This window comes from Streptomyces sp. NPDC048644 (genome assembly GCF_043199105.1).
Classification (GTDB): domain Bacteria; phylum Actinomycetota; class Actinomycetes; order Streptomycetales; family Streptomycetaceae; genus Streptomyces.
Genome location: NZ_JBICVO010000001.1, coordinates 163007 through 189013 on the forward strand (window position 1 = coordinate 163007; position 26007 = coordinate 189013).

Consider the following 26007-nt stretch of genomic DNA (forward strand, 5'->3'; position numbering starts at 1 on the left):
ACTGGTGCTCAGGAGGACCGGTGTCCAGGGCGGACACCACGTCACGTCATGCGGGAACTCCTCCTACTCCGCCCACCGCAAGGCTCAACGGCCACACCATCACGGCCCCACCTCGTCGGTAGGCTCCGGCGAAGCCGTAAGACGGCGCCGCAGTTCCTCCGCACGCGGACCGCCGCCGGCCTCGTATATTTCCAGCGCCCGGGTCAGATATCGTCGCCAAGCCTCACTGTCACCCCGCTCAGCGGCGATCTCCGCGAGCACCTCACAGGCATGCGCCTCGTAGTGCACGGCCCCACGCTCCCGCAGCATCTCGACGGCTTCCTCCAAAGCCCTGAACGCCTCATCGGTGTGTCCGAGCCTGCGTTGGGCGCCTCCTATCGCCGCCAGCGCGCGTGCTCCCATTCGCCGGTCATCGATCGCCAGGAACCGACCGTAGGCGTCCTGGAGGGTGCCCAGCGCCTCTTCCGTACGTTCTGCGGCCTCCTGCGCACAACCCATGAAGTACAGCCCGATGGCGATGCCGCGTTCGTCCCCCGCCTCGCGGTAGAACGTCATCGCCTCCTCGTACGTGACGATGGCGCGCGACGGTTCGCACCGGTCCCAGTAGCGGCCGTAGAACTCGCGGACGGAGGCCCGGAGCAGCGTATGGCCCGACTCATCGGCCCTGGCCAGCGCGGTCTCCAGCTCGGCGCGAGCCCGGTCCAGCTCGGCGCGGTCCATCAGAGGGCGGGAAAGGAGCGCGCGCAGCCTGGCCTCGGCGGCCGGATTGCCGTCCGCGGCGGCTTCCTCAGCGCCCAGCTCACCGGACTCGGTCCAGTCGTTCAGATAGCGCCGGTTGAGGTAGAGGGCGGTCAGTGCCTCCGCGAGTTCCCATGCCTGCCGGTGCCAGCCGTGCGTGGCGGCGGCGCGCTGGGCCGACAGCAGCTCACCCCGCCAGCCGTCCAACCAGTCAAGAGCCTCGCCCCGGCTGCCGAACGAGAGGGCTTCGTCGGCTTCGCCCAGCCGTTCGACGTACCGGCCGATCCGCATGCGCCCCGCCATCACGGCATGATCGGCGTGCCCTGCCCGAGTGAGGAGATGCTCCACCACACGCCGCACCGCTGCGGCCCGCTCCGGCTCGCTCTCCGTACGGAGCGCCTGTTCCCGGGCGTGCAGACGGACCAAGTCGTGGAAGTCGTAGCGTCCGTCCGCCACCACCATGACGAGGCTCGCCGTCTCCAGGCTGTCCAGTTGCTCCTGCGCCTGTCCGACGGTCGTGCCCACGGCAGCCGCTGCGGTCTCCGCATCCCAGCGGCGCCCAGGGTAGATCCCCAGCAGGCGGTACAGCCGCGCGTCCTCCTCGGGCAGCCCGTCGTATGCCATGCCGAACACGGCTGCCACGGCCCGTTCCCTCCCGATGCGCAGTGCATCCAGCCGCCTGTGCTCGTCGGCGAGTTCGCCGGCCAGTGCCTCAACAGTCAGCCTCGGGTGCGTCACCAGGCGGGCGGCGGCCACATGCAGGGCGACCGGCAGACCTCCACAGCACTCCACGATCCGTTCGGCGGCCTCCTCCGCCGCCGCTATCCGGGCTTCCCCGCAGAGGTCCTTGAGGAGTTGCAGTCCGTGCTCCGCATCGAGGGGTTCCAGCGGCATCAGCCGTGCTCCGTCCTGTATCAGCTCACCGAGCCGCCCCTGGCTCGTCGCGAGGACCACGCTGCCGGGCCCGCCCGGAATCAGCGCCCGTACCTGCGCCGGTTCGGTCACGTCGTCGAGCACCATCAGCACCCGTTCCCCTGCCGTGCGGCTGCGGAACATCGAGGTCAACTCACCGAGCGATTTCGGCAGATACTGGTCCTCGACCCCCAGCGCGCGCAGGCACCGGCTCACGCCTGCCGAGACGTCGCCGCCCACCTGGACCCGCAGCTCGGAGAAGTCGACGTAGAACTCGCCACCGGGAAAGCCACCGTCCTTGCTGTGGGCCCATCTCCGTGCCGTGGCGGTCTTACCCACCCCGGCGAGACCGCTGAGCACGGCGACCCGTGGCGCCCCGCCGGCGTCCGCCACCCAGCTGTCGATGGCCTGGAGAACCGGCTCCCGGTCGACGAACTGCACCAGATCCGCGGGCACTTGGCGGGGCACCGGCACCTCCGGCCGTGGTACCTCGATCCGTACGCCACCCTCGATCACACCGGCCTGCACCACAGGCCCGTGCACCTCCCCCGAAAGATCGTTCCGTACGCCCCCGTCGCCCGCGCCTCGGCTCTCCATCGCTGCCTCGCCCCTCCCCATCGGCCCTCCCCGATTCCGTACTCCGAAACGCTACTTGACGGCAGTGACACCGCGGTGGGGCTGTGGATAACTCGCTGTAACCGCCGCAGGAGCACCCCAGCGCGGCGGGCCGCTCCCGCAGATCGAACGGGAAGTCGCGGTCCCTGCGCGGGAGCAGGCAGCGTTTCCGGAGGGGCCGGGGCGCCAAGCCGAATCGTGTGCAGGCGTGCGCGGTCGGCACGGCCACGTGCCCGACGTACGCGGCGTGGCGGGGCGGCGGTCAGACTCCGTCGCCCCACCTGCTTCACGAACGTCCGGCCGCGCCCTGCTCCGGTGCCGACTCGGTGCCCAGCAGACGGTGCGCGAGAGTGAGCGCAGTGTTCGGGCGCTGGGCGGGGACGGGAGCCCGGGTGCGGTGTGTGGGCAGGCGTTCGATGGTGGTGACGCCCTCGTCGGATTCGAGGGTGGGGGCGTAGCCGGCTGCTCGGAGTGCCTTGAGGATGTCGGCGGGCGGGCGGCTGCTCACCAGGACCGTGTCGGCGATGGCGCGCAGGCCCAGGTCGCGCAGGGCGCGGTGGGCGGCGAGTTCCGCGATCAGGGTTGCGTCGTCGGACCTGATGCAGCAGGCCGCCGGGAGGACCCGCATCCGGCCGTGGGCGCGGGCGGTGTCCCGGATGAGGTAGACGAGAGGCTGTGGGAGGCTGCCGTCGGCCGAGGCCGTGGTGAGCGCGTCGATGAGGGAGTCGGGCCGACGCCCCGTGTCCAGCGCGCGGCGTACGGAGTCAAGGGTGAAGCGCCAGGTGACGGCGTGGCCTTCGGATTCGCGCTCGGCGGCGGCCGTGAGCAGTGCGGCGAGGCCGGGGGCGGGGCGGCCCGGCACGACGGCCGTCAGGTCCGCCTGGAAATGGGCGTGTTCGAGGAGCGGAGGGAGCAGGTCCGCCAGCGTTCCGTCGAGATCGTGCGGGTCGTTGAGCAGCGCGCGGCCCAGCGGGGTGAGGGTTCCGTGCGCGACGAGGCCCAGGTGGGCCGCTTCGTGGAGGGTGTGCGCGGCACGCTCCTCGGTCATCGGTTGCGCGGCGACAGCGAGCGGGCGGTGCCACTCGGCGGCGTACAGCAACTCCTGCAAGGGGGTACGGGCGGTTCCGTCGCCCTCGGGGTGCTCCAGGGGCGGCAAGGGGGCGCCGGCGCCGAGGGGAACGGTGGCGAGTGCGGCCAGCAGGGCGTGCCGCAGGGCGGGGGCGTGCCGGTCGTGGCCGCGTACCAGTGCCGTCGGGGTCTCTCCGAAGGGTGTGTGGGTGGGGACGTCCCACAGGGCCCGCCACGCGGCGAGTACGGGGGCCAGTCGCGCGCCGTGGGTGCGGGCGAGCCAGTCGTCGTATGCGCTGGTGGGAAGGGCGGTGATGCCGGACGGGGTGCGGGTCAGTGCGATCAGGTCGGCGGCGAGGGTGAGGTCGAGGAGCAGGCGGGTGTGCGGTTCGGTGGTGCCGGCGGCCTTGGCCAGGCGTTTGATTTCGCGGACGGCCAGGCCGCCGGATTTGCGGAGCGCCGCGGGTTGCGTCGCGAGGGCGGCCAGCAGACGGTCGACGGTGGCGGCGAGGGCGGATGCCGCAGCGGCGGATTCGTCGTGGAGGGAGGCCGGACCGATGGCGGCGCTGCCGGGCCGGGCCGTTGCTCCGGTGTCGTACACCGTGGGGCGCGACGCGGCAGGGGTGAACGGCCCGAGGGGGTGGGCGGCCAGGAGTTGGGCGGTGCGTGGCGGGACGACGATCCTGCCGTCCTCGGTGGGGGCGGCGAGTCCGTCGGTGTAGAGGGAGTCGAGGGCGCGTTCGGCGGCCGTGCGGGCGGGGCCGTGCAGGGCGCCGAGCGCGGCGTAGGTCTCCTCGGGTGGCACGGGCTCGCTGGCCAGCTGGGGGAAGGACAGCCGGTGTGCCATCAGGGACTGGTAGTCGGCGCCGGATGAGGGGGCCGCCGGGGCGGGGGTGCCGCGGCCGGTGTGGTCCTGGCTGATGCGGGCGGTGGCCGCGAGTACTTGGAGTCGCGGGTGGTCGAGGTGCAGCACCAGGTGGTGGAGGGTTTCGTACGACCACAACGCGGCTGCCAGGCCCCGGAGTTCGGTTGCTGCGGGACGGCGCGAGAGCGGTTCGGCGTGCCGGGTGAGGAGCGCGGCGAGCTGTTCGGGGGTGCGCCGGGCGAGGGAGCGGGTGAGTGCGTCGAGTCCTTCCACGGTGTCGAGGTTAGTCATCGTGCGAGGAGTTCGGTGAGGGCAGCCAGGGGGTCGGGGTTCGCGGGGCCGGTGGGCCACCAGTCCTCGGCTCCGGGCTCGGATTCGTAGGGGTACCAGCGGCCGTCGTGCCCGAACCGGAGCTGGACGTGGCGATGGGGGTCGGTGAGGTGGTTGTCCTGCGGGCGCATGGCCGGCAGGTCCGCGGCCAGCAGGGAGCTGCGGGCGCGGTCGAAGTCGCCGGCCGGGGGGTTCCACGGCTCCTCCAGGAGGGAGAGTCCTTCGAGGCCGCCCTGTCGCCAGGCCGCGACGGCCCGCGCCACGTCAGCAGGGGTGCGGTCGGTGGCGGTCGCGAGATCGCGGAAGAGCGCACGGGTGGTGGAGGTCAGGCCCGCGGTGGGGTGGGCGGTGGCGGCCAGGCGGATGGCGTCCTCCCACGGGGTGAGCGCGGGGAAGGGGCTCGGCACCGGTATACGGGCGGTGCCGGGTGGCGGGGCGGCTGCGGTCAGGCAGGCGTGGGCGCGGGCAGCCGCGTCGGCGGCGAGGAATTCGAGGGCGGCGGGGTCGAACGGGAGGTCGTCGCCGTCGGGGAGGGCCGGTGCGCCGCCGGGCTGTGCGGGCGGCGGGAAGGGCGGCGGGAGCGGCGGTCTCGGGCGCTCGGCCAGCGCGTCGCGGGCGAGGATGCCGCGTGCTGCGGTGATCGGCGGGGGTTCATCGCCTGCGGGGGCTCCGTGGGGCGCGGCCTCCGGTTGGGCGGCGGGTGGTGCGTCCGGGGTGGTGCGCTCGCTGCTGGGGCGGCCCATCTCCTCCAGGACGGCGTCGGATGTGGTGCCGGCGGGGAGTCTGCGGCCTGTATTCCCGGCCTGGTCCAGCGGCGCGGTCCGCGGGGGTTCACGCGTCTCGCGGACGGTGTGGACCGCGCTGCGGCGGGTGAGGTCGTCGAGGAGTTCGCGTTCCCCACGGCCGCGCATCAGCAGCAGTACGAACGGGTCCGCGTCCAGTAGGCGGGCCGCCTGGAAGCAGAGCGCCGCGGCGTGCTTGCAGGGCCTTCCGTGGTCCGGACAGGAGCAGCGGGGAACGAGGTCGCCCGGCCCCGGCAGGAGCCGTACGTCGCTGTCGGCGAGGGCTTCGGGCAGCTTCTTGGCCAGGAGGGCGGTGAGGTGGTCGGGCTCGGCGGCGATGGCGTCGAGGAGCGCGGACCAGTCCTCGTCCGCGAGGGTCCGCAGGCGGATTTCGGCGCTGTACGGGCGTGGTCTGCTGCCCCGTACCGTGGCGAGGATGCGCCCCGGGGTGACGTTGATGGTGTCCACGTGTCCGTCGCGGGCGTAGGTCCGGCCGCGGGCGAGGCGAGCGCCGTCCAGAGCGGTGGTTTCCAACGCTTCCAGCCAGGCGCTTCCCCACCAGGAGGCGGCGAACGGCCCGCCGCTACGGGACGGCAGGGGCGGGAAGGTACGGGAGCGGTCGGCGCGGGCCATCCGGTCCGCGGCGGCGGCTCGCCCGGAGGTGGTGTACCGGTTCCGGAAGGACGCGCCCGGTGCGGGGCCCGGCGCACCTGCCCGGCCTGTTGCGCGACGGCTCGGCCCGTCGGCGGGGCGAGGGCTCATGCGGGCCTCCTCAGGGAGACGAGGTCGGCCAGTTCGGCATCGGACAGTTCGGTGAGCGCCGTCTCGCCTCCGGAGAGCACCGTGTCGGCGAGGGTTCTCTTGGCGGCGAGGAGGTCGGCGATGTTGTCCTCGACGGTGCCCTCGGCGATCAGACGGTGAACCTGGACGGGCTGGGTCTGGCCGATGCGATAGGCGCGGTCGGTGGCCTGTTCCTCCACCGCGGGGTTCCACCAGCGGTCGTAGTGGATCACGTGTCCGGCGCGGGTGAGGTTGAGGCCGGTGCCCGCCGCCTTGAGGGACAGCAGGAACACCGGTTCCTCACCGGACTGGAAGCGGTCGACCATCGCCTCCCGCTGTGCGACGGGGGTGCCGCCGTGCAGGAGTTGGGTGGGGATGCCCCGGGTACGGAGGTGCTGTTCGAGGAGCCGGGCCATTTCCACGTACTGGGTGAAGACGAGGGCGGCGCCGCCCTCGGCGAGGATGGTGTCGAGGAGTTCGTCGAGCAGTTCGAGTTTCCCGGAGCGGGCGACCAGGCCGGGCGCGGCCTCCTTCAGGTACTGCGCGGGGTGGTTGCAGATCTGCTTGAGCGCGGTGAGCAGCTTCATCACCAGTCCGCGACGGGCGATGCCATCGGCGGCCTCGATCTTGGCAAGGGTTTCCCGGACGACGGCGCGGTACAGCGCCGCCTGTTCGCGGCCGAGCGCCACCGGGTGGTCCGTCTCGGTCTTGGGCGGGAGTTCGGGCGCGATGCCGGGGTCGGACTTCTTGCGGCGCAGGATGAACGGGCGCACCATCCGGGCGAGCCGCCGCGCCGCCTCCGGGTCCTCACCGCCTTCGACGTCGCGTGCGTGCAGGGCACGGAACGTCTTCAGCGGGCCGAGGAGCCCCGGGGTGGTCCAGTCGAGGAGGGCCCACAGTTCGGACAGGTTGTTTTCCACCGGTGTGCCGGTGAGGGCGATACGGGCGGGGGCCTTGATGTCGCGCAGTGCCCTGGCCGTCGAGGATCGTGGGTTCTTGACGTGCTGGGCCTCGTCGGCGACAACCCATCCCCAGGAGCGGGCGGCTAGTTGGGCGGCGCTGCTGCGCATCGTCCCGTAGGTCGTCAGGACGAATCCGCTGTCCAGATCGTCGAGGCTGCGCCCGGCACCGTGGAAGCGGCGTACGGGCGTGCCGGGAGCGAAGCGTTCGATTTCGCGCTGCCAATTGCCCAGCAGGGAAGCGGGGCACACGACGAGAACGGGGGCGGGCGGACGCCGGTGGAGGTACAGGGCGATGACGGTGACGGTCTTGCCCAGCCCCATGTCGTCGGCGAGGCAGCCGCCGAGGCCGAGGGAGGCCATGGTGTCGAGCCAGGTCATGCCGCGTAGTTGGTAGTCGCGGAGTGTGGTGTGCAGTCCTGGTGGCTGGGGCAGTGGGCGGTTCTCGGCGGTGAGGCGGTCCCGCAGCGCGGCCAGCGCCCCCACGGGGACCACCTCGACCGCCTCGCCGTCCACCTCGGTGGTGCCGTTGAGCGTCGCGGCTAGTGCGTCGGCCGGTTCCACGTACCCCAATTCGCGTTTGCGGGCCTTGCGGACGAGCGCGGGGTCCACGAGCACCCACTGGTCGCGCAGCCGCACCATCGGACGGTGCGCCTCAGCTAGTTCGTCCATCTCCGCTTCGGTCAGGGGAACCCCGTCGAGGGTCATCTGCCAGCGGAACTGCAGCAGTTCCTTGGTGTCGAAGAATCCGAAACCGTCCGCGGCGGACCCCGGAGCGGGGCGCAGCACCGCGGCTGCCGTCAGCCCGCGGGCCAGTTCCTTGGGCCAGTGGACGGTCACGCCTGCGGCCTTGAGCCGTGGCGCCGCCGGGCCGAGCAGCTCGTACAACTCGTCCTCGCCGAGCGGCAGTACGTCGGGGACCGGCCGCTCCAGGAGGCGGCCGAGCGGGTGCCATACCCGGGCTGCCCGGCGGAGCGCGAGGAGTGTGTCGACCCGGGACCGCGCGCCGAACTGATCGGGCCCCAGGTCCTCCCACAGGTCCCGGGCATCGGCGACCAGGGTGGGGTCGGTGAGGCTGTGCACCTGGAGTACGGCCGCCGCGGCGCCACGCTCCGGCATGCCGCCCTCCGTACCGGTGTCGTCTCCGGTGCGGGTCTCGTCTCCGGTGCCGGCGAGGGCCGGTGCGCTGACATCGAAGAGCCGGTGTGGAGCGAGGTCCAGGCGCAGCGAGAGCCGGACGCCTGCGTCCACCCCGGCCGCCACCTCTGCGGCCCACTCGCGCGCACCGGGGATCTGCTGGGATGGCTGCGCGGCGTACGGGGCGCCGGCGACGAGGGCGGCGGCGGGTGTGCGCGGCAGTGCGTCGACGACGGCGTCGACGAAGTTCCTGACCAGCTCCGCCGGGTCCGGCAGCCGCAGTGGGCGGGTGCCGGGGATCGGTGTGGCGTAGGCGTAGGCGGGCATCGCTGCGGCGATGGCCCGTAGGTGTGCGGCGTCCTCCGGGTCGAGAGGGCCCGCCCGCCAGGCGTCGGTGTCCGCGTCGGTCAGTCCGGGCAGCAGCCGGCCGCGCGACGTGAGGTGCAGGGCGTGGAGTGCCGCGGCACCCCAGCCGGCCGCCGCAGGATGGGCGGCCGGGTCGTACCGGGCGCCGATCAGCAGAGGGACCGCTTCGGCCACCGGCAGCAGCACGGCGGGCACCGCACGACTGCGTGCGCCGTTGCCGTGCCTACGGGCCACCGTCACCCGCGACTCCGCGGCGGGAATCCGATCGTCACCGGCCACGGCTCCCCCGGGCGCTGCGGCGTCCCCGGCTCCGAGATCCGGGAGCGGGCCGCCGTCCGGCCGCCAGAAGGCGACCCGGCCTGCGCGCGGAGGCTGTGCGGGAAGGAAGGTCACGGCACAGTGGCTCGGAACGGTGCCACCGGACCCGGTGCCGCCGGACGCTGCCGACGCGGCGCGGCGCGGCTGCCAGGACGCCCCCGCGACCTCATCCCGCTGCTGTGCCATGCCGTCCCCTGGAACTCGGTCTCTCCATACCGCTCGCGGCGCCTTCCCTGCCTGCCGACCCTTCCGGGCGGCCCCGACCTGCGAGTCTACGATCGCGCGCACTGCCCCTCCTCCATCGTGCCCGCCCGCCTCTTTCTCCCCGGCGTCGAGCGCCCGATGATCACCGTCCGCAACCGGCGACAGTGCGGCCGAACCCTGCGGTCCGACGATTCCGACCGCGCCCTCCTCACGCCAACCACTCCCCTCCAGCACGGCAATTTCCTGCTTTCCCGGCATCGCTCCGTCGGTCGCGGCGGCGTCGGCACACGAAGGCATCGGGATTGCGTCACCGCCGTGGGCCTGCGCCACCGCCTCGGAATCGATAGAAGCAGACGCCACTGACAATCCGCCCCGCACGACGTCCCCGCCCCCGCGCTCGCCCGCGCACACGATCCGCGGCAAGCGGCAACGCGGAGTTATCCACAGGCCACGAAACTTCTCGCTCCTCGACCTCAAAACAGTTACAGTGAGTGACGAATTAACTCTCAGCCACCAATCGATCTCTCTGAGGAGTTCTCATGTCCGCACCGGCCCCCACCCAAGCCCCCACACCCGAGCAGATGGCTGCGGCGGAAGCGTTCCGGACCGGGTCCGATCTCGTGATCCAGGCCGGCGCCGGAACGGGAAAGACCGCCACGCTCGCGATGCTCGCGCAGGAAGCACGGAGCCAAGACCGGCAGGGCCGCTACCTCGCCTTCAACAGAGCCATCGCACGCGATGCCGCACGGACCTTCCCGGCCGAGGTCAGCTGCGGCACCGCGCATGCCCTCGCCTACGCAGCCATCGGCAGGCGGTACCAGGCCCGGATGAACGCACCCCGGCAGGCAGGCTGGAAGGCGGGAGCGGCCCTGGGCATCGACGCCGGGACGTTCTTACGCCTCGGGTCACGCAAGGTCACCCACAAGGCGCTGTCCTACACCGTCCTGCGAACCGTCACACGGTTCTGCCAATCCGCCGACAGGGACATCGGGTATCACCATGTCCCGCCCCTGCGCGGCGCCGAGTCCGAGCCGCTGCACCGTCGGCTGGCGGAGCTCGTGCTTCCCTACGCACGCAAAGCGTGGACGGATCTGCAGCATCCGGACCACGGCGTCGTCCGGTTCGAGCACGACCACTACCTCAAGATGTGGGCGCTGCAAGATCCCGCCATCGCCGCCGACGTCCTCCTCCTCGACGAGGCGCAGGACACCAACCCCGTGGTCGAGCAGGTACTCACCGCACAGCGCGGACACGCGCAGCTGGTACTGGTCGGCGACTCCGCACAGGCCATCTACGGCTGGCGCGGCGCCCGCGATGTCCTGGCCGGGTTCCCCGGCCGGCAGCTCAGCCTCTCCTGTTCCTTTCGCTTCGGTCCCGCTCTGGCCACCGAGGCCAACCGCTGGCTGACCATCGCCGATGCCCCGATCCGGCTCACGGGCGCGCCGTGGCGCACCACGGAACTGGCAGCGGTCCCCAACCCACAAGCCATCCTGTGCCGATCCAACGCCGGAGCCATGGTGGAGGTGATACGGCAGCTGGAAGCGGGCCACCGGGTAGCGCTGGCGGGCGGCGGGGACGCTCTGCGTGCCTTGGCCCGCGCGGCACACACCCTGGAGTCCGGCCGGCGCACGGCACATCCCGAGCTGATGCTGTTCGAGTCCTGGGCGGAGCTGCGCGAATACGCGGAGTGCGACCCGGCAGGGCGCGACCTGCTGCCGCTGGTCGAACTCGTCGATGACCTCGGCGCCGATGCAGTCCTGCGTGCCCTGGACCGCCTCCCCCCCGAAGACGTCGCCGAAGTCACGGTGTCCACGGTGCACCGGGCCAAGGGGCGGGAGTGGGACAGCGTGCGGATCGCGGATGACTTCACGGGCCCTGATGATCTCGAAGAGCGCGGCGAAGATGGGGCTCCGCTGCCCGGCCCGATCGACGTGGATGAAGCCCGCCTGGCGTACGTGGCCGTGACGCGCGCCCGGTCACGCCTCGACATCGGCGGGCTGTCCTGGACCAACCTGCACCCGGCCGGCGACCCCCGCCCTGCCGCCCCCGGTCCAGTGCCGGCGTCCGTTCCGCTCCGCCCAGCTGAACGGTCGGCGCCGACGACCACGAAGAGACCGCCGCAAGCCCCACGATCACGGGCCGTGCACAACGAAGCGGCACGCGGAGACGAGTGACGGACGCAGCGATCAGGAGGACCATGGAGAAGGGAGATGGGTGCCAATGCGTACGGGAAATGAACCCCTCCACGCACGCAGCCCCCTGAGGATCCGGTGTGGGCTGGCGCTGTGGGGCCTGCTGTGGGCCGTCGCCGGGACGGTGGCCTTCGTCGTGGCCGGCAGACCGGAATGGGCGGCGGCGTGTGCCGTGCTGGCGGCGATCACCGCCACGGATCTGACCCTGGTGATCCGGCACATCCACCAGGGAGCCCACTATCAACCGGGCAAGGAGATACCGCCGTACGAGCCGGACCACGGGCGGAACGGCGTCTTCAGCCGACCGAGATCTCCCGGTCGCGGTCGCAGGCCCGGATCGTAGGCAGTCAGGGCCCGGAGATCACGCAGGCCGCCCGAGTCATCCGCCTTCCTCACTCCGTGCGAAGCGGGCCGCTTCGATGAAGTCGGGGCGGGGGTCCAGGGCGGCGGCGAGGCGAAAGTGCCGCAGCGCTTCCTCGGGGCGGCCGGCCCGCTCGAGGGTGCGGCCCAGAGCGAAGTGGGCGAACGCATTGTCCGGCTCACGGTCCAGCACGATCTGGAACTCCAGTTCCGCCGGACGCAGTTGAGCTCCCAGGAAGAAAGCCCGAGCGCGCAGCAGCCGCGCCGCGGTGTTCTCCGGGTGCGCGGTGATGACGGAGTCGAGCAGGCGGACCGCTCCCCGTGGGTCGCGGGCGGCCAACAGGTGTTCCGCGGCGCGGAAGTCGATGACATGGGTCTCGGGGCTGCGCTCGGGCACGGCCGTCTCCTCTCCGGCGCCGTCGGGCAGGCTTCGGTCACCCGCCGTGGGCGTCACCTGCCGCACAACAGACGCGTCGGCCGTGGCATTCCCGTCCAGGCAAGGGCCCTTCCACAATCGGTATTCGGCCGGTACGGGCAGCACCGCGCAACAGCCGGGCCGAGCCTCGGGGCGCGTGCCCCCGATTGAAGCCCGGCCTCGGCCGCAAGGGGCGGTCGGCTACGCCTCGGCCGGGGCGACGGCCTCCTGGGCGTCGATGCTGCAGGACATGATCATCCGAATGCGGGCGGTGAGGTGCGACCAGCTTCTCCGGGCCGTAGTGGTAAAGCACGTTGCGCGTCTCGAACACCGCGCCCAGGACGCCGTCGCCTACGCCATGTCCGCCTGGGGCCCGCACAGTTCCCCTACCGCTGCGCCTCGAACGAGCCGACGAACCTGCTGCCCCGGGGCCGTGCCGCCAACTCCGGCACGACTGAGCGCTCACGAACTGATGTGGTAGGCCTTGCGCAACGTCTCGTGCACGGTCCATCGCGTGCGGTCGCCCTCGCGCAGCACGCAGGCGTCGCCCGGACCCACCTGGAGCACTGCTCCGCCCTCGACCTCGATGGTGGCGCGTCCGCTGACGACCACGAACAGTTCGCTGGCCTCGGTGTCCGTGACCACGCCGGGCGTGATCTGCCAGATGCCCCGGACCTGTCGGCCGTCCGGCGACTCCCACAGCACCTTCCCGGTCACCACGGGTTCCCCGGAGACGATCTGGGCGGGGTCGAGCAGCTCCGGCTCCAACTCGGCATCCGGGATGCCGGAAATGTTGACGACGAACGAGGCGGGCGCCACGTCGGATCCGGCCAACCTGGCTTCGGGATCAGTAACGTTCATGGCGGTGAGGCTATCTCCCGCCTCCGCATCGGCCGCAGCCGCTCCCCGCCGCCGAAGGGCCGGGGCATGATCCTGCCGAGCCCGCCCTGCCTCGTACTTCCGCCGCGTACTTCCGCTCGTCCGTGCCGCACGTGACGTCCACACGGCACCGGGCGAACGGGGCTTCGCGTCAAGCGGCCCGCAGACGTTCCCAGACCGCCCGCACCTGAGGTTCGAGATCTTCGATCCGGCCGTCGTTGTCGATCACCAGATCGGCGACGGCCAGGCGCTGTTCCCTGGACGCCTGGGCCGCCATACGGGACTTCGCCTCGTCCGCAGCCATCCCACGCAGCCGTACCAGACGGTCGAGTTGGGTCTCCGGCGCCGCGTCGACGACCACCACCAGATCGTAGAGCGGCGCGAGGCCGTTCTCGGTCAGCAGCGGGACATCGTGCACCACCACCGCGTCCGGCCCGGCCGCCCCCTCGAGTTCCGCCGAGCGGGCCCCGACGAGCGGGTGCACGATCGCGTTGAGCGCCTTCAGCTTCTCGGGATCGGCGAAAACGATTCCCCCCAGCTTGGGCCGGTCAAGGGTGCCGTCCGCTGCGAGCACTCCGTCCCCGAACTCCGCAACCACCGCCGCGAGCCCGGGAGTTCCCGGCTCGACGACCTCACGCGCGATCTTGTCGGCGTCCACGATCACCGCACCGTACGACGCCAGGAGCCGCGAGACCTCGCTCTTGCCCGCGCCGATTCCACCTGTGAGCCCCACCTTCACCATGGGCCCACGCTATACGCATGCCGCAGCGACGGACCCAGGGGGCGACTGCCGGCCACGCGCCGGGCGGCGCCATCGCGCGGTCGCCGGCCGGCCCCGCTCAGGCGGTCCCCCCGTCCGCCTCCCGCTCGGCCAGGAAGCGCTCGAACTCCCTGCCGATCTCATCGGCGGAGGGGAGTTCCACCGCCTCGGCCACGAGGTTGCCACGGGTCTCGGCGCCCGCCACCGCGTCGTACTGATGCTCCAAACCGCTGACCAGCGCGACCAGTTCCTCGTCGCCCTCCGATATCTGCCGCTCGATCTCCTCCTGGGTACGGAGCGCCTCCGTCCGCAGCGAGTGCGCGGCGCCGGGCAGGACCAGGCCCGTTGCGGCCGTCACCGCCTCCAGGGCCGTGAGCGCCGCGTCCGGGTACGGGGACCGTGCGATGTAGTGCGGTACGTGAGCCGCCACTCCCAGCACATCGTGTCCGGCCTCGGCGAGCCGGAACTCAATCAGGGCTTCCGCGCTGCCCGGCACCTGCGCCTCGTCGAAGAAGCTGGCGTGACCGGGCATCAGGTCGGTGCGGTTGCCGTGCGGGGTGATGCCCACGGGGCGGGTGTGCGGGACGCCCATCGGGATGCCGTGGAAGTTGACCGAAAGCCGTACGCCCAGCCGCTCCACCATCTGCCGGACGGCGGTGGCGAATCGCTCCCATTCCACGTCGGGTTCGGGGCCGGACAGCAGCAGGAACGGCGCGCCCGTCGTGTCCTCGACGAGTCGCAGCTCGATGCTGGGCGTCTCGTACGACGTCCAGCGGTGGTTCTGGAAGGTGAGCAGCGGGCGACGGGCCCGGTAGTCGACCAGCCGGTCGTGGTCGAAACGGGCGATGACGCGGTGCGTCAAGCCGTCCAGCAGGCGCTCGACGATCTGGTCGCCGGTCTCACCTGCGTCGATGTAGCCGTCGAAGTGGTACAGCAGCACCAGTCCGGCGGAGTCCCTGGCCGCGATGGCCTCGACCGCCGCGAGCCCGCTCGGCTCCCATTCGTACAACCCCTGGGGATCCAACACAGTGACCGCTCCTCCTCGTGTCCGACTGGAAGAACGCACGGAGCGGGTGCCGCATTCCCGGGACCGCCCCGGGACGAGGCGAGCACGGCGGACCTGACGGGTCGCACGTGCCACCGGATTCGGCCACGCCGCCCCGCGCGCCTCGCCCCGTCACATCTCCACCCGCCCCACGGTCGCCCCCCGTCTCCCCCGGGAGTGTCCCGATAACCGCCGTCCACTCATATGAACACGGGGGAAACAACGGCCGACGCACACGCGCCCGGAGCCGCACCCACCCAACTCTCCAGTCCCCGCCCTCACATCAAGGCATCACCGAGCCCTCAGCCGCACGACTCTTGACGGTCGAACGGCCGCGCCCCTAGCTTCTCCAGAACCCTCGCGATTCACGTTTCCGCCCCACGTTCACATACGGGAAGGCAGTTGAATGCGCACCGGACCCCTCCTCACCACATCGGCCGCTCTGGCGCTGGCCCTCGGCACGGCCCTCACCAGCACCGCCGGCGCGGCGGTCACCCCCACATCCGCCCCCGCCCGCGTGGTCGACGTCGCCAACTCCTCCCAGCTCAAGGACGCGTTGAGCGACGCCAAGCCCGGCGACACCATCCAGCTCGCCGACGGTACGTACAACGGGAACTTCAAGACGTCAGCCGCGGGCAGCGCGGACTCCCGGATCACCCTCACCGGTTCCGCCAAGGCGGTGCTCACCGCCGGAGGCGGCTACGGCCTGCACCTGAACGGCGCCTCCTACTGGACGGTCAAGGGGATCACCGTGTCCGGCGGCCAGAAGGGGATCATGATGGACGCCGCGAACGGCGTGGTCATCGACTCGGTGGCCGTCCACAACCTGGACATGGAAGGCGTGCACTTCCGTAAGTCCAGCAAGGACGGCGTCATCAAGAACTCCACGATCCGTGACACCGGCAAGGGCGGCAGCGGGATGGGCGAAGGGGTGTACGTCGGCAGCGCCGGCGGCACCGACGACAAGAGCGACCACGTCCAGATCCTCGACAACACCATCGGGCCCGGTGTCGGCGGCGAGAACATCGACGTGAAGGAAGGCACCACGGGAGCGAAGATCGTCGGCAACACCTTCGACGGCAGTGGCCTCACCGGCGCCAACTATGACGACTCATGGGTCGACGTGAAGGGCAATGACGTCCTCGTCGAGAACAACACCGGCCGGCACACCACCAACAACGGTTACGAGACCCACTCCCAGGAGTCCGGCTGGGGCTGCGGCACGGTCTTCCGTGGCAACAAGTCCGACCTGAGCGGCGCCTCGGGAGAGGGCAGGTACGGATTCAACATCACCAACTACGACAAGGACTGCCCGGTCACCATCGCGGGCGACAACACGGTCACCGGCGGTCGCGGCGTGGCCAATCCGGGTGTCCCCGTGGGCTGATCCGCGGCGGGCCGGTTCCGGACACGACGAAGGCCCGCTCCCCCTTGAGGGAACGGGCCTTCGCCTATCGGCTAGTGCCTAGCGGGGAGCTTTTCAGCTCTGGCCGCCGGCCAGCTTCTCGCGGAGCGCAGCCAGGGCCTCGTCCGACGCCAGGGCGCCGGAGTTGTCCGCCGACTCCGAGGAGTACGACCCACCGGAGACGTTGCCGCCGCCGGTGTTGCCGCCACCGGTGGCCGCCGGCGCCGCAGCGCCCTCGGCCGCGGCCTGCTCGTCGGCCTCGCGGGACTTGATGACCTGAGCCTGGTGCTGCTCGAAGCGCTGCTGCGCCTCGGCGTACTGGTTCTCCCACGCCTCGCGCTGGGCCTCGTAGCCCTCGAGCCAGTCGTTGGTCTCCGGGTCGAAGCCCTCGGGGTAGATGTAGTTGCCCTGGTCGTCGTACGACGCGGCCATGCCGTACAGGGTCGGGTCGAACTCGACGACCGACGGGTCGGCACCGAAGGACTCGTTGGCCTGCTTCAGCGAGAGGCTGATGCGGCGGCGCTCGAGGTCGATGTCGATGACCTTGACGAAGATCTCGTCGTTGACCTGGACAACCTGCTCCGGGATCTCGACGTGGCGCTCGGCCAGCTCGGAGATGTGGACCAGGCCCTCGATGCCCTCGTCGACGCGCACGAACGCACCGAAGGGAACGAGCTTGGTGACCTTACCCGGGACGACCTGACCGATCTGGTGGGTCCGGGCGAACTGCTGCCACGGGTCTTCCTGCGTCGCCTTGAGCGACAGGGACACGCGCTCGCGGTCCATGTCGACGTCCAGGACCTCGACCGTGACCTCCTGGCCGACCTCGACGACCTCGGAGGGGTGGTCGATGTGCTTCCAGGACAGCTCGGAGACGTGCACGAGGCCGTCCACGCCACCCAGGTCCACGAAGGCACCGAAGTTGACGATGGAGGAGACGACGCCGGAGCGCACCTGACCCTTCTGGAGGGTGGTGAGGAAGGTCTGACGGACCTCGCTCTGGGTCTGCTCCAGCCAGGCACGGCGGGACAGGACCACGTTGTTGCGGTTCTTGTCCAGCTCGATGATCTTGGCCTCGAGCTCCTTGCCCACGTAGGGCTGAAGGTCGCGGACACGACGCATCTCGACCAGGGAGGCCGGCAGGAAGCCACGGAGGCCGATGTCGAGGATGAGACCACCCTTGACGACCTCGATGACGGTACCGGTGACGATCCCGTCCTCTTCCTTGATCTTCTCGATCGTGCCCCAGGCACGCTCGTACTGAGCGCGCTTCTTGGACAGGATGAGGCGGCCTTCCTTGTCCTCCTTCTGGAGAACCAGGGCCTCGATCTCGTCACCGACGGCGACGACCTCGTTGGGGTCGACGTCGTGCTTGATCGAAAGCTCGCGGCTGGGGATGACGCCTTCGGTCTTGTAACCGATGTCGAGCAGGACCTCGTCCCGGTCGACCTTCACGATGACGCCGTCGACGATGTCGCCGTCGTTGAAGTACTTGATCGTCTCGTCGATCGCGGCGAGGAAGGCTTCCTCGTTACCGATGTCGTTGACCGCAACCTGCGGGGTGGTGGCGGTGGTCTCGGTGCTGCTCGTCATGTGGGAAAGGGCTCCGGTGCGGACATTGAAGTCGTAGGTACTGCTACGCCGAGAGCCGTTATCGCTTCTGCACAAGCCGGACAGCGTCAGAGGCACATCCTCCGAAGCCCCGCAAAAAGCCGGAGCAACCGAAGCGCCTCGAAAACCGAGGGGACATACATACAGATGCGAGCGCGGCCTGCTCCGTCTGAGGCGCACAAGCCCGCAGCGCAACTTGTAGCATACGGGGGCAGCCGGACACGGTCAATGCGCGAAGGCGCACACCCGGGGCGGAACGCCCTATAACCGGCACGCGTGATGTTCCGCGAGACCTTTACGGCCGCACAGTCCCGACAGCTACAAGCTCAGCGAAGACTACGACGACGGGCGCGATGAACCAAGAGTACGAGCCGGAGGCGACCCGACGTGACGCCTCGGCAACGGAAAGCAGCCAGGCCAGCCGCGGCTGGTGGGACCGCAACGCCGATGACTACCAGAGCGAGCACGGCGCGTTCCTCGGGGACGACCGTTTCATCTGGGGGCCTGAGGGGCTGGACGAGGAGCGGGCCGCGCTGCTCGGGCCCGCCGACGAGCTGACGGGGCTGCGGGTTCTGGAGATCGGCGCCGGCGCCGCGCAATGTTCCCGCTGGCTGGCCGCCCAGGGCGCGCACCCGGTGGCCCTCGACCTCTCGCACCGGCAGTTGCAGCACGCGCTGCGGATCGCCGGTCAGGCCGCGGAGACCGCCGCGTCCGGGAGCCAGGGCGTGCCGTCGGTCGGGCTCGTGGAGGCGGACGCCGGCGCCCTGCCGTTCCGCGACGGGGCGTTCGACATGGCCTGCTCCGCATATGGCGCGATTCCGTTCGTCGCCGACCCGGTGTGCGTGCTGCGCGAGGTACGCAGGGTGCTGCGGCCCGGTGGCCGGTTCGTCTTCTCGGTCACCCACCCCATCCGCTGGGCCTTCCCCGACGAACCGGGCCCCGATGGCCTGTCGGTCGCCGCCTCCTACTTCGACCGCACGCCCTACGTCGAGCAGGACGAGACCGGCCGCGCCGTGTACGTCGAGCACCATCGGACGCTGGGCGACCGGGTGCGGGACGTGGCGGCAGCGGGCTTCCGGCTGGTGGATCTGGTCGAACCGGAATGGCCTGAGGAGAACACCCAGGAGTGGGGCGGCTGGTCGCCGCTGCGCGGGCATCTGATTCCGGGCACGGCGATCTTCGTGTGCGTGGCGGACGACTGACTTCGTGTGCGTGGCGGAGGACCGAGCGGACCGGCTTCGTGCGGGGCGGTCCTTGATCGGCGGTTCCGGTGGAGCGGCAGACTGGGAGCGTGATCCGCCACGACGCTCTCGCCCAGCTGCCCGCCCGTGCCGCCCTGCCCGCGCTGCGCGACGCCCTCGACGGGCCAGGCAGCGCGGTGCTGTGCGCGCCGCCCGGTACCGGTAAGACGACGCTGGTGCCGCTGGAGCTGGCGGGGCTGACGGGCGCCGGGCCGCGGCGCCGGGTGCTGGTCGCCGAGCCGCGGCGGATCGCCGCGCGGGCCGCCGCGCGGCGGATCGCCGCGCGGGCCGCCGCGCGGCGGATCGCCGCGCGGGCCGCCGCGCGGCGGATGGCCTGGCTGCTGGGTGAGCGGGTCGGTGAGCAGGTCGGCTTCACCGTGCGCGGGGAGCGGCGGGCCGGGCCGCGGACCGTCGTGGAAGTGGTGACCACCGGCGTGCTGTTGCAGCGACTGCAACGCGATCCCGAGCTGGCGGACGTCGACGTGGTGATGCTCGACGAATGCCACGAGCGGCACCTCGACGCCGACACCTCCGCCGCGTTCCTGCTGGACGTACGCGAGACGCTGCGTCCGGAGCTGCGTCTGGTGGCGGCTTCGGCGACGACGGACGCGGCGGGGTGGGCGGCGCTGCTGGGCGATCCGGACGGGTCGGCTCCGGTGGTGGAGGCGGCGGGTGTGTCGCACGCGGTGGAAGTGGTGTGGGCTCCCCCGGAGCGGCCGGTGCGGCCTGCGCACGGGATGCGGGTGGATCCCGTGCTGCTGTCGCATGTGGCGGCGGTGGTGCGGCGGGCCTTGCGTGACCAGGCGGGCGATGTGCTGTGCTTCCTGCCAGGCGCCGGCGAGATCGCGCGGGTGGCCGGACAGCTGGCGGGGGTGGACGCGGACGTCCTCCAGGTGCACGGGCGGGCGCCGGCCGAGGTGCAGGACGCGGTGCTGGCGGGCGGCGACGGCGTGCGGCGGGTGGTGCTGGCGACGTCCGTCGCCGAGTCGAGCCTGACGGTGCCCGGGGTGCGGGTGGTGGTCGACAGCGGGCTGGCGCGGGTGCCGCGGACGGATCACGCGCGCGGGCTCAGCGCGCTGGCGACGGTGCGTGCCTCGCGGGCCGCGGCCAGGCAGCGCGCCGGGCGGGCCGGACGTGAAGCACCTGGAGTGGTGTATCGCTGCTGGTCGGAGGGGGAGGACGGGCGGCTGCCGCGGTTCCCGGATCCGGAGATCAAGGTGGCGGACCTGACGGCGTTCGCCCTTCAGACGGCCTGTTGGGGGGATCCGTCGGCCGCCGGTCTCGCGCTGCTGGATCCGCCGCCGGCCGGCGCGCTGGCCGCGGCGCGGGACGTGCTGCGCGCGATCGGCGCGGTGGATGCGGACGGCAGGGCGACGGCGCGCGGACTGCGCCTGAGCCGGCTGGGGGTGCATCCGCGGCTGGCCCGTGCGTTGTGGGACGGTGCGCGGGAGGTCGGTGTGCGGCCGGCGGCCGAGGTCGTGGCGCTGCTGAGCGAGGAGCCGCCGCGGGCGTACGGGGACGATCTGGTGGCGGCGTGGCGTACGGCGCGCCGGGGCGGCGATGCGTATGCGGCGCGGTGGCGGCAGGAGGCCAGGCGGTTGGCCGCGGCGGTGGGGGCGGCCGGGGCGGAGGACACGGCCGAGACCGCTGGGGCTTCCGGAGCGGGCGGGGCGGGGCAGGCGGGTAGTGCTGGTGGTGATGGCGGGGGCAGCGCCCGGGATGACGATGGTGTCGCGGGGCTGGTGGCCGCGCTGGCGTTTCCCGAGCGGGTGGCGCGGGCTCGGGGTGCGGGCAGCTATCTGATGGCGTCCGGTACGCGGGCGGAGACGGGCGCGGCGGGGCCGGGGCACGGTTCGGCGGGCCGGGGCGGTGAGGGGTCGCGGCTGCGGGACGCGCGGTGGCTGGCGATCGCGGTCGCGGACCGGCCGGTCGCCGCCGCGTCGGCACGGGTGCGGCTCGCCGCGGTGATCGACGAGGCGACGGCATGCGCGGCGGCGGGGGCGCTGTATTCCCGCGGCGAGGAGGTCCGCTGGGCCGACGGGAACGTCGTGGCCAGGTCGGTGACGCGGCTGGGCGCGATCGAGCTGGCGGAGCGCCCCTTGGCGAAGCCCGATCCCGAGCTGCTGCGGGACGCGGTGGTCGCGGGCCTGCGGCAGGAGGGGCTCGGGCTGCTGCGCTGGTCGGCGGGTGCGGTCACGACCCGGCAGCGGATGGCGTTCCTGCACCGGGAGTTGGGGGCGCCGTGGCCGGACGTGTCGGACGAGGCGCTGTGGGAACGGGCCGGGGAATGGCTCGGGGTGGAGCTGGGACGGGCGCGCCGGCGGGCCGATCTGGAGCGGATCGACGCGGGGGCCGCGCTGACGCGGTTGCTGCCGTGGGCGACCGGGGAAGCGGTCCGCTTCGACGAGCTGGCGCCGGAGCGGATCGAGGTGCCGAGCGGTTCGCGGGTGCGGGTGGATTACGCAGGTGAGCAGCCGGTCCTTGCGGTCAAGTTGCAGGAGTTGTTCGGGCAGCAGGAGTCACCGAGGGTGGCCGGCGGGCGGGTGCCCGTCCTGGTCCATCTGCTCTCCCCCGCCGGGCGCCCGGCGGCCGTGACGGCGGATCTGGCGTCCTTCTGGCGGGACGGATACCGGTCCGTCCGTGCGGAGTTGCGGGGGCGCTATCCCAAGCATCCCTGGCCCGAGGACCCGTCGTCGGCCGCGCCGACGCGGCACACGACGGCACGGTTGAGGCGGTCCTGATCCCGGGGGAATTCCGGTACCGGGACGGGTGGGTGAGCCGGGCGGGCAGCGGGATCGGACGGCTCGCGGTCAGGTCGGCCGGGTGGTCGGCAGCGGGGTGGCGGCGCCGGACCGTCGCGCAGCGGGTTGCCGCGTGCGCCGGAACGCCGGCACGGCCGTACGTCCCCAACTCGGCGCGGCCCAGAGGCGCGTCTCCGGCGGAGCAGCGGCCGGCGGGCCTTGCACCGTCCACGCGGGACGACGCGTGACCGCCCGTGCCCGTCCTCCGGGTGTCCTGATGAGGCATCGTCGTCAGGCGGCCACCCCCTCGCCGAGGAGCTTCGACGCGTACCAGTCGGGCAGCGTGTCGGGGCCCGGCAGTGCGTCCTCGCGGTCGGCGGGGGCGACGACGAGGACGTTGCGGATGAAGCAGCAGTAGCAGATCGGGTCGGCGTCCTGGGCGAGGAACAGGACGCTGTCGCGGCCGCGCCAGAGGGCGTAGCGGCGGGGCAGGACGGTGGGAGGGTCCGCCGGGCCGGGGCTGCTGGTGACCGCGGAGGGCCGTCCGAAGCGGGCGGTGAGGAGGGCTGCGGTGTCCTGCCAGTCGGCGTCCAACCGGCCGCGCCCCTGGTCGGGATGGAGGGTCCAGCCGCGGGCGCGGCCCCAGACCGCGGCCAGATGGTCGGCGTCGGGCACGCCGTCGTACTCGGGGTCGTAGACGCTGAACGTGGCCCAGGCGGTCTGGCCGTTCGGCTCGGGGCCGGCGTCGTAGTGGCCGGACGAGACGACCTGCCCGGCGGCGGTTTCGTAGGAGTCGTCGAATTCGGAGTAGCGCCAGCCGTGGGCGGCCAGGAAATTGTCGAAGGTTTCGTCGTCCTCGCAGGTCAGGTGGGTCAACTCCAGTAGCTGATCCACCACTTCGCCGGTGACGGGGCAGTTCGCTAGCGTCATGCGTTCACGTTACGGGCTGCCACTGACAATCCCCGGAGCGCCCGGCCCCGATTCGGGGACGGGTGCCGCTTCGTGGTCATCGCCGTCGTTCCGGGGCCGCCGGCTGCGGGCTTCGAGGCGCAGGCCGAGGGCGAGCAGCACGGCGGCCACCACGAGGAATCCCCACGGCAGGTAGCTGGTGAGCAGCAGGACCAGCGTCCGCTGGGACTTGACCAGGGCCACGGTGGACGTGACGAAGTCGGGGCGCATCTTGACGTCGCCGGCGAACGCGGTGACCTTCCCTCCGCCCGGGAGCAGTTGGCCGCCCCGCAGCTCTTCCTTGTGGATCTCCTCGCCGTTGACGGGTGCCCCGGTGACCGGGTCGACCCAGAACATCCGCTTGGTGGTGTACCAGCGGGTGGTGCCCATCTTCTCGACGGACTCCGGCGTGATGCCCTTGACCGGCATCTTCTTGGGCAGCGGCACCTTGGTCCAGGGGATGGACTGCTCGAAGTAGTAGACCTCCAGGCCGTGGAAGGTGCGGGTGCCCCGGTAGTGAATGGGGGCGGAGGCGCGGGTCTGCGCGTCGAAGTAGGCGTAGTCGCGCTTCTCGGTGAGGAACGGCCACTTGAACTCGATGCCGTCACGGCGGACGGTGTCGCCGTCGACCATCTCGCCGGTGGCGTGCACCGGTTCCTGGGAGTGCGCGTCGAAGAGGTAGCGCTCGGGGATCTGGGAGACCATCTTGCCCTGGGGGTCCGCGACATAGGTCAGCATGTCCCAGACGACGACGTCGCGGCCCGCGGTCTTCTCGACCCGGTCGGATGCGGCGACGTTGCCCTTCAGGGTTTCCACGATGCTGACCTTGGGGACCTTCTTGGCTTTCATCGTCCCGTAGTCGATGAGGGTGGCGGGCCGCGCCTCCAGGACCATCGTCTGGTACTGGCTGGGCGGGATCTTGGCGAGCCGGGGGAACGCGTACCACCGCATCAGCGGGGACAGAGCGGTGAAGAAGACGGCGAAGGCGAGCAGGACCAGGCTGGCTTTGCGGCGCATGGTGGCGGCGTCCCTCCCTCAGGGGTGCTCGGGGACGGTGGTCAGCAGCGGTTCGGGCGAGGTCTCGCCGCTGGGCGCGCCGATCGCCGTGAGGGTGAAGACGAGGGCGAGGGCCGCGGCCAGTCCGACGGCTGCTGCTGCCAGGGCGCGCATGGTCGGCCTCCCAGGGAACTGATACGGCGTCAGGGCGGGGGCACCGTAGCAACGGGGGGCCGAGATGAGAACACGTTGCACCGCCGTCCTGCCCTGAGGCGGGCGGGACGGCGGTGGATGTGCCGGGTGTGACGCATGGGACGGGCCGGCCAGGGGCGCGCCCGTGGGCTGCGGCTACCGGCCGGAGGGGGCGGTGACCTTCAGCTCGACGGTCAGGGTCGCGCCGTCGGCCGTGGTCAGCCGCAGCAGGAACGTCCCGGTGTGCGCGTCGGTGTGGACGGCCGGGAGCTTGAGCAGACCGTCGGCGTCCGTCCGCAGGGTGGTGAGGGTACGGACCGGCTTGTCCTTGGCCTCGCCGGTGGCCTGCGGATCCTTGAAGTAGGGCCCGGTCTCGTTCTCGACGGGCTTCTTCGGGTCACCGGTCACCATGGTCGCGGTGACCGCAGCGCCCGCCGCGATCTTGCCCCGGTAGGTCGCCCTGACCTCGATGGCGTCCGCGTACGTACCTCCGGCCGTCGTCGTCAGCTCCTTGGCGGAGGTGCGGGTCAGCGCGTCGGCCTTCGGTGCGGGCCTGGCCTTGACGGTGGCGTCGAAGTCGACGGGGGCCACGGTGCGGCCGACGGCGGTCGCGTGGACGGTGAAGCCGCCCGCCTGCTCACCTGCGCGCAGGGTGGGCGCGGTGGCCAGGCCGTCCTTGCCGGTGGTGACGGTGACGGCGGTCGCGTCGTGCGGGAAACGGGTGTCCGTGGAGCCGGAGAGGGTGAAGCGTACGGGGGCGCCCGCCACCGGCTTGCCCGCGGCATCCTTGGCGCGCACCTGGGGCCGGGCGCTGAACTCGTCGCCCGCGGTCGCCGTCAGGTCCTTGCCGCCGATCCGTTCGATGGTGGTGACCGAGGCCGGATCGGCGGGGTCGGTCGGGGTGGGGGTGTTGCCGGTGGAGCCCTCGGTGCCGCCGGTGCCTGACGTGCCGTCGTTCCCGGAAGGCCCGCCCGTGCCGCCCGTGCCTCCTGTTCCGCCCGTCCCGGTGGAGCCGGAAGAGGTGGAATCATCCGGCTTGTTGCTGCCGTCGTGGTCGGTGTCCGGCTTGGTCGCATCCGGCCCTTGCGGCTTGCCCGTGACCGGTTTGCCCGTGGCCGGTTTGCCGGTGTCGCCGTGGTGTGCGCCGGTCGTCCGGCCGTCCCGGGTGTCGTGGCCGGAGCCGCCGGTTCCGGTGGAGGTCCCGCCGCGCCGTACGGGGAGCAGGCCCTTGCCGTCCGGCACTTCGTGGGTGCCCTTGCGGTAGAACGCGTACCAGGACAGCACGGTCCGCAGGTAGTCCCCGGAGTTGTTGTAGCCGAGGATCGCTCGATCCAGATCGTGGGGCACCGTCATGTCACGGCCGCCGTTGCACAGGTAGTGGCCGGCGGCGAGCGCGGCGTCGAAGATGTTGTGCGGGTCCTTCTTGCCGTCGCCGTTGCCGTCCGCGCCCCAACCCGTGCCCGTGGGACCGCCGTTGGACCAGGTGGAGGGGATGAACTGCATCGGGCCCACGGCGTGGTCATGGGTGAGGTCGCCGTCGTAGCGGCCGTGGTCGGTGTCGGTGATGAGGGCGAAGCCGTTGCCGTTGAGCTGCGGTCCGAGTATCGGCTTGAGAGTGGTGCCGTCGGCGTCGAGCGCGCCGCCGCGTGCCTGGCCGGATTCCACCTTGCCGATCGCCGCGAGCAGTTGCCAGGGCAGCCGGCATCCGGGGTCGGACGCGCGGACACTCGCTTCGGCCTTCTTATAGGCGGCGAGAACGGTCGCGGGAATGCCCGCCTCGGCGGGCCCTGTGACGACCTTGCCGCTGTTCTTGCCGCCGTTCTTGCCGCCGTTCGGTTTGCCGGAACCTCCCGGCGGCACGGGGCTGTTGAGCGGCGGAAGGTCGGTGTAGTAGGGCGATCCGCCGTCGATGGCGGCGTCGGCCGGCGGGCTCGGCTCCGGCTCCTTCGCCGCCGCGGTCTGTGCCGTGCCCGGTGCCTGTGACGCGGTCAGGGCGGCCAGCACCAGGCCCACCACCGCCGCCGAAGCCGCTCCCCGGCGAAGCCGCCGCCCGAATATGGCTGCCATGCGTGACATCCCCTCCGCGTGGACACACCGCGTGGACACCGCGGTGTCGCGCTCCCCTGCGCTCCAGCTGAGGTGACAGTA

18 protein-coding genes are annotated in these 26007 nt (G+C 71.8%); 5 read left to right on the forward strand and 13 right to left on the reverse strand.

Annotated elements, in window-relative coordinates; all coding sequences use genetic code 11:
• Positions 1-99: 99 nt before the first annotated feature.
• The 4 genes from ACGFNI_RS00770 to ACGFNI_RS00785 form a co-directional block, all read right to left on the reverse strand.
• Positions 100-2268 (reverse strand): NB-ARC domain-containing protein, encoded by a 2169-nt coding sequence (locus ACGFNI_RS00770; RefSeq protein WP_393679303.1) that lies wholly within the window; start codon positions 2266-2268, stop codon positions 100-102.
• A gap of 283 nt (positions 2269-2551) precedes the next feature.
• On the reverse strand, positions 2552-4489 hold the full coding sequence (locus ACGFNI_RS00775) for a helicase-associated domain-containing protein (protein WP_393679304.1): 1938 nt from the start codon (positions 4487-4489) through the stop codon (positions 2552-2554).
• Positions 4486-6072 carry an SWIM zinc finger family protein gene (locus tag ACGFNI_RS00780; RefSeq protein WP_393679306.1) on the reverse strand — a complete coding sequence of 529 codons (1587 nt, stop codon included), beginning with the start codon at positions 6070-6072 and terminating at the stop codon, positions 4486-4488. The genes ACGFNI_RS00775 and ACGFNI_RS00780 overlap by 4 nt, the downstream gene beginning before the upstream one ends.
• Positions 6069-9056: a DEAD/DEAH box helicase gene (locus ACGFNI_RS00785; RefSeq protein WP_393679308.1), complete on the reverse strand. Its 2988-nt coding sequence runs from the start codon at positions 9054-9056 to the stop codon at positions 6069-6071. The genes ACGFNI_RS00780 and ACGFNI_RS00785 overlap by 4 nt, the downstream gene beginning before the upstream one ends.
• A 557-nt stretch (positions 9057-9613) precedes the next feature.
• On the opposite strand from ACGFNI_RS00785, the gene ACGFNI_RS00790 reads away from it, so the two are divergent.
• Together ACGFNI_RS00790 and ACGFNI_RS00795 are read left to right on the forward strand one after the other, a co-directional pair.
• Positions 9614-11248, forward strand: coding sequence for a UvrD-helicase domain-containing protein (locus ACGFNI_RS00790; protein WP_393679309.1), 1635 nt, complete (start codon positions 9614-9616; stop codon positions 11246-11248).
• Between the two features lie 46 nt (positions 11249-11294).
• The gene (locus ACGFNI_RS00795; protein WP_393679311.1) at positions 11295-11609 is read left to right on the forward strand and encodes a DUF6343 family protein; all 315 of its coding nucleotides are present in this window, start codon (positions 11295-11297) and stop codon (positions 11607-11609) included.
• A 36-nt stretch (positions 11610-11645) separates the two neighbouring features.
• Here the strand turns inward: ACGFNI_RS00795 and ACGFNI_RS00800 are convergent, their stop codons facing one another.
• The 4 genes from ACGFNI_RS00800 to ACGFNI_RS00815 form a co-directional block, all read right to left on the reverse strand.
• Positions 11646-12023, reverse strand: coding sequence for a tetratricopeptide repeat protein (locus ACGFNI_RS00800; protein ID WP_393679312.1), 378 nt, complete (start codon positions 12021-12023; stop codon positions 11646-11648).
• Between the two features lie 480 nt (positions 12024-12503).
• Entirely contained in the window at positions 12504-12902 is a 399-nt protein-coding gene (locus tag ACGFNI_RS00805) for a cupin domain-containing protein (protein WP_393679314.1), read from the reverse strand.
• Between the two features lie 169 nt (positions 12903-13071).
• Positions 13072-13662: a dephospho-CoA kinase gene (gene coaE, locus ACGFNI_RS00810; protein ID WP_393679316.1), complete on the reverse strand. Its 591-nt coding sequence runs from the start codon at positions 13660-13662 to the stop codon at positions 13072-13074.
• Positions 13663-13759: 97 nt separating this feature from the next.
• Positions 13760-14707 (reverse strand): proteasome assembly chaperone family protein, encoded by a 948-nt coding sequence (locus ACGFNI_RS00815; protein ID WP_393679318.1) that lies wholly within the window; start codon positions 14705-14707, stop codon positions 13760-13762.
• 424 nt (positions 14708-15131) lie between these two features.
• On the opposite strand from ACGFNI_RS00815, the gene ACGFNI_RS00820 reads away from it, so the two are divergent.
• On the forward strand, positions 15132-16112 hold the full coding sequence (locus ACGFNI_RS00820; RefSeq protein WP_393679319.1) for a right-handed parallel beta-helix repeat-containing protein: 981 nt from the start codon (positions 15132-15134) through the stop codon (positions 16110-16112).
• A gap of 93 nt (positions 16113-16205) precedes the next feature.
• Here ACGFNI_RS00820 and rpsA read toward each other — a convergent pair whose 3' ends face one another.
• Entirely contained in the window at positions 16206-17723 is a 1518-nt protein-coding gene (gene rpsA, locus ACGFNI_RS00825; RefSeq protein ID WP_393679320.1) for a 30S ribosomal protein S1, read from the reverse strand.
• A gap of 371 nt (positions 17724-18094) precedes the next feature.
• Here rpsA and ACGFNI_RS00830 point away from each other — a divergent pair, with 371 nt between their 5' ends.
• Positions 18095-18943, forward strand: a complete 849-nt coding sequence (locus ACGFNI_RS00830) for a class I SAM-dependent methyltransferase (protein WP_393679322.1) — start codon at positions 18095-18097, stop codon at positions 18941-18943.
• Between the two features lie 89 nt (positions 18944-19032).
• Positions 19033-21723 carry an ATP-dependent helicase HrpB gene (gene hrpB / locus ACGFNI_RS00835; protein ID WP_393679324.1) on the forward strand — a complete coding sequence of 897 codons (2691 nt, stop codon included), beginning with the start codon at positions 19033-19035 and terminating at the stop codon, positions 21721-21723.
• Positions 21724-22014: 291 nt separating this feature from the next.
• Here the strand turns inward: hrpB and ACGFNI_RS00840 are convergent, their stop codons facing one another.
• The 4 genes from ACGFNI_RS00840 to ACGFNI_RS00855 all read right to left on the reverse strand — a co-directional run bounded on the left by ACGFNI_RS00840 (position 22015) and on the right by ACGFNI_RS00855 (position 25926).
• The gene (locus ACGFNI_RS00840) at positions 22015-22653 is read right to left on the reverse strand and encodes a hypothetical protein (RefSeq protein ID WP_393679326.1); all 639 of its coding nucleotides are present in this window, start codon (positions 22651-22653) and stop codon (positions 22015-22017) included.
• A 9-nt stretch (positions 22654-22662) separates the two neighbouring features.
• Complete coding sequence (locus tag ACGFNI_RS00845; RefSeq protein ID WP_393679328.1) at positions 22663-23688, reverse strand: DUF3068 domain-containing protein; 1026 nt, start codon at positions 23686-23688, stop codon at positions 22663-22665.
• Between the two features lie 18 nt (positions 23689-23706).
• On the reverse strand, positions 23707-23841 hold the full coding sequence (locus tag ACGFNI_RS00850; protein ID WP_393679329.1) for an SPW_0924 family protein: 135 nt from the start codon (positions 23839-23841) through the stop codon (positions 23707-23709).
• Positions 23842-24015: 174 nt separating this feature from the next.
• Positions 24016-25926, reverse strand: coding sequence for a lytic transglycosylase (locus tag ACGFNI_RS00855; protein ID WP_393679331.1), 1911 nt, complete (start codon positions 25924-25926; stop codon positions 24016-24018).
• Positions 25927-26007: the final 81 nt, after the last annotated feature.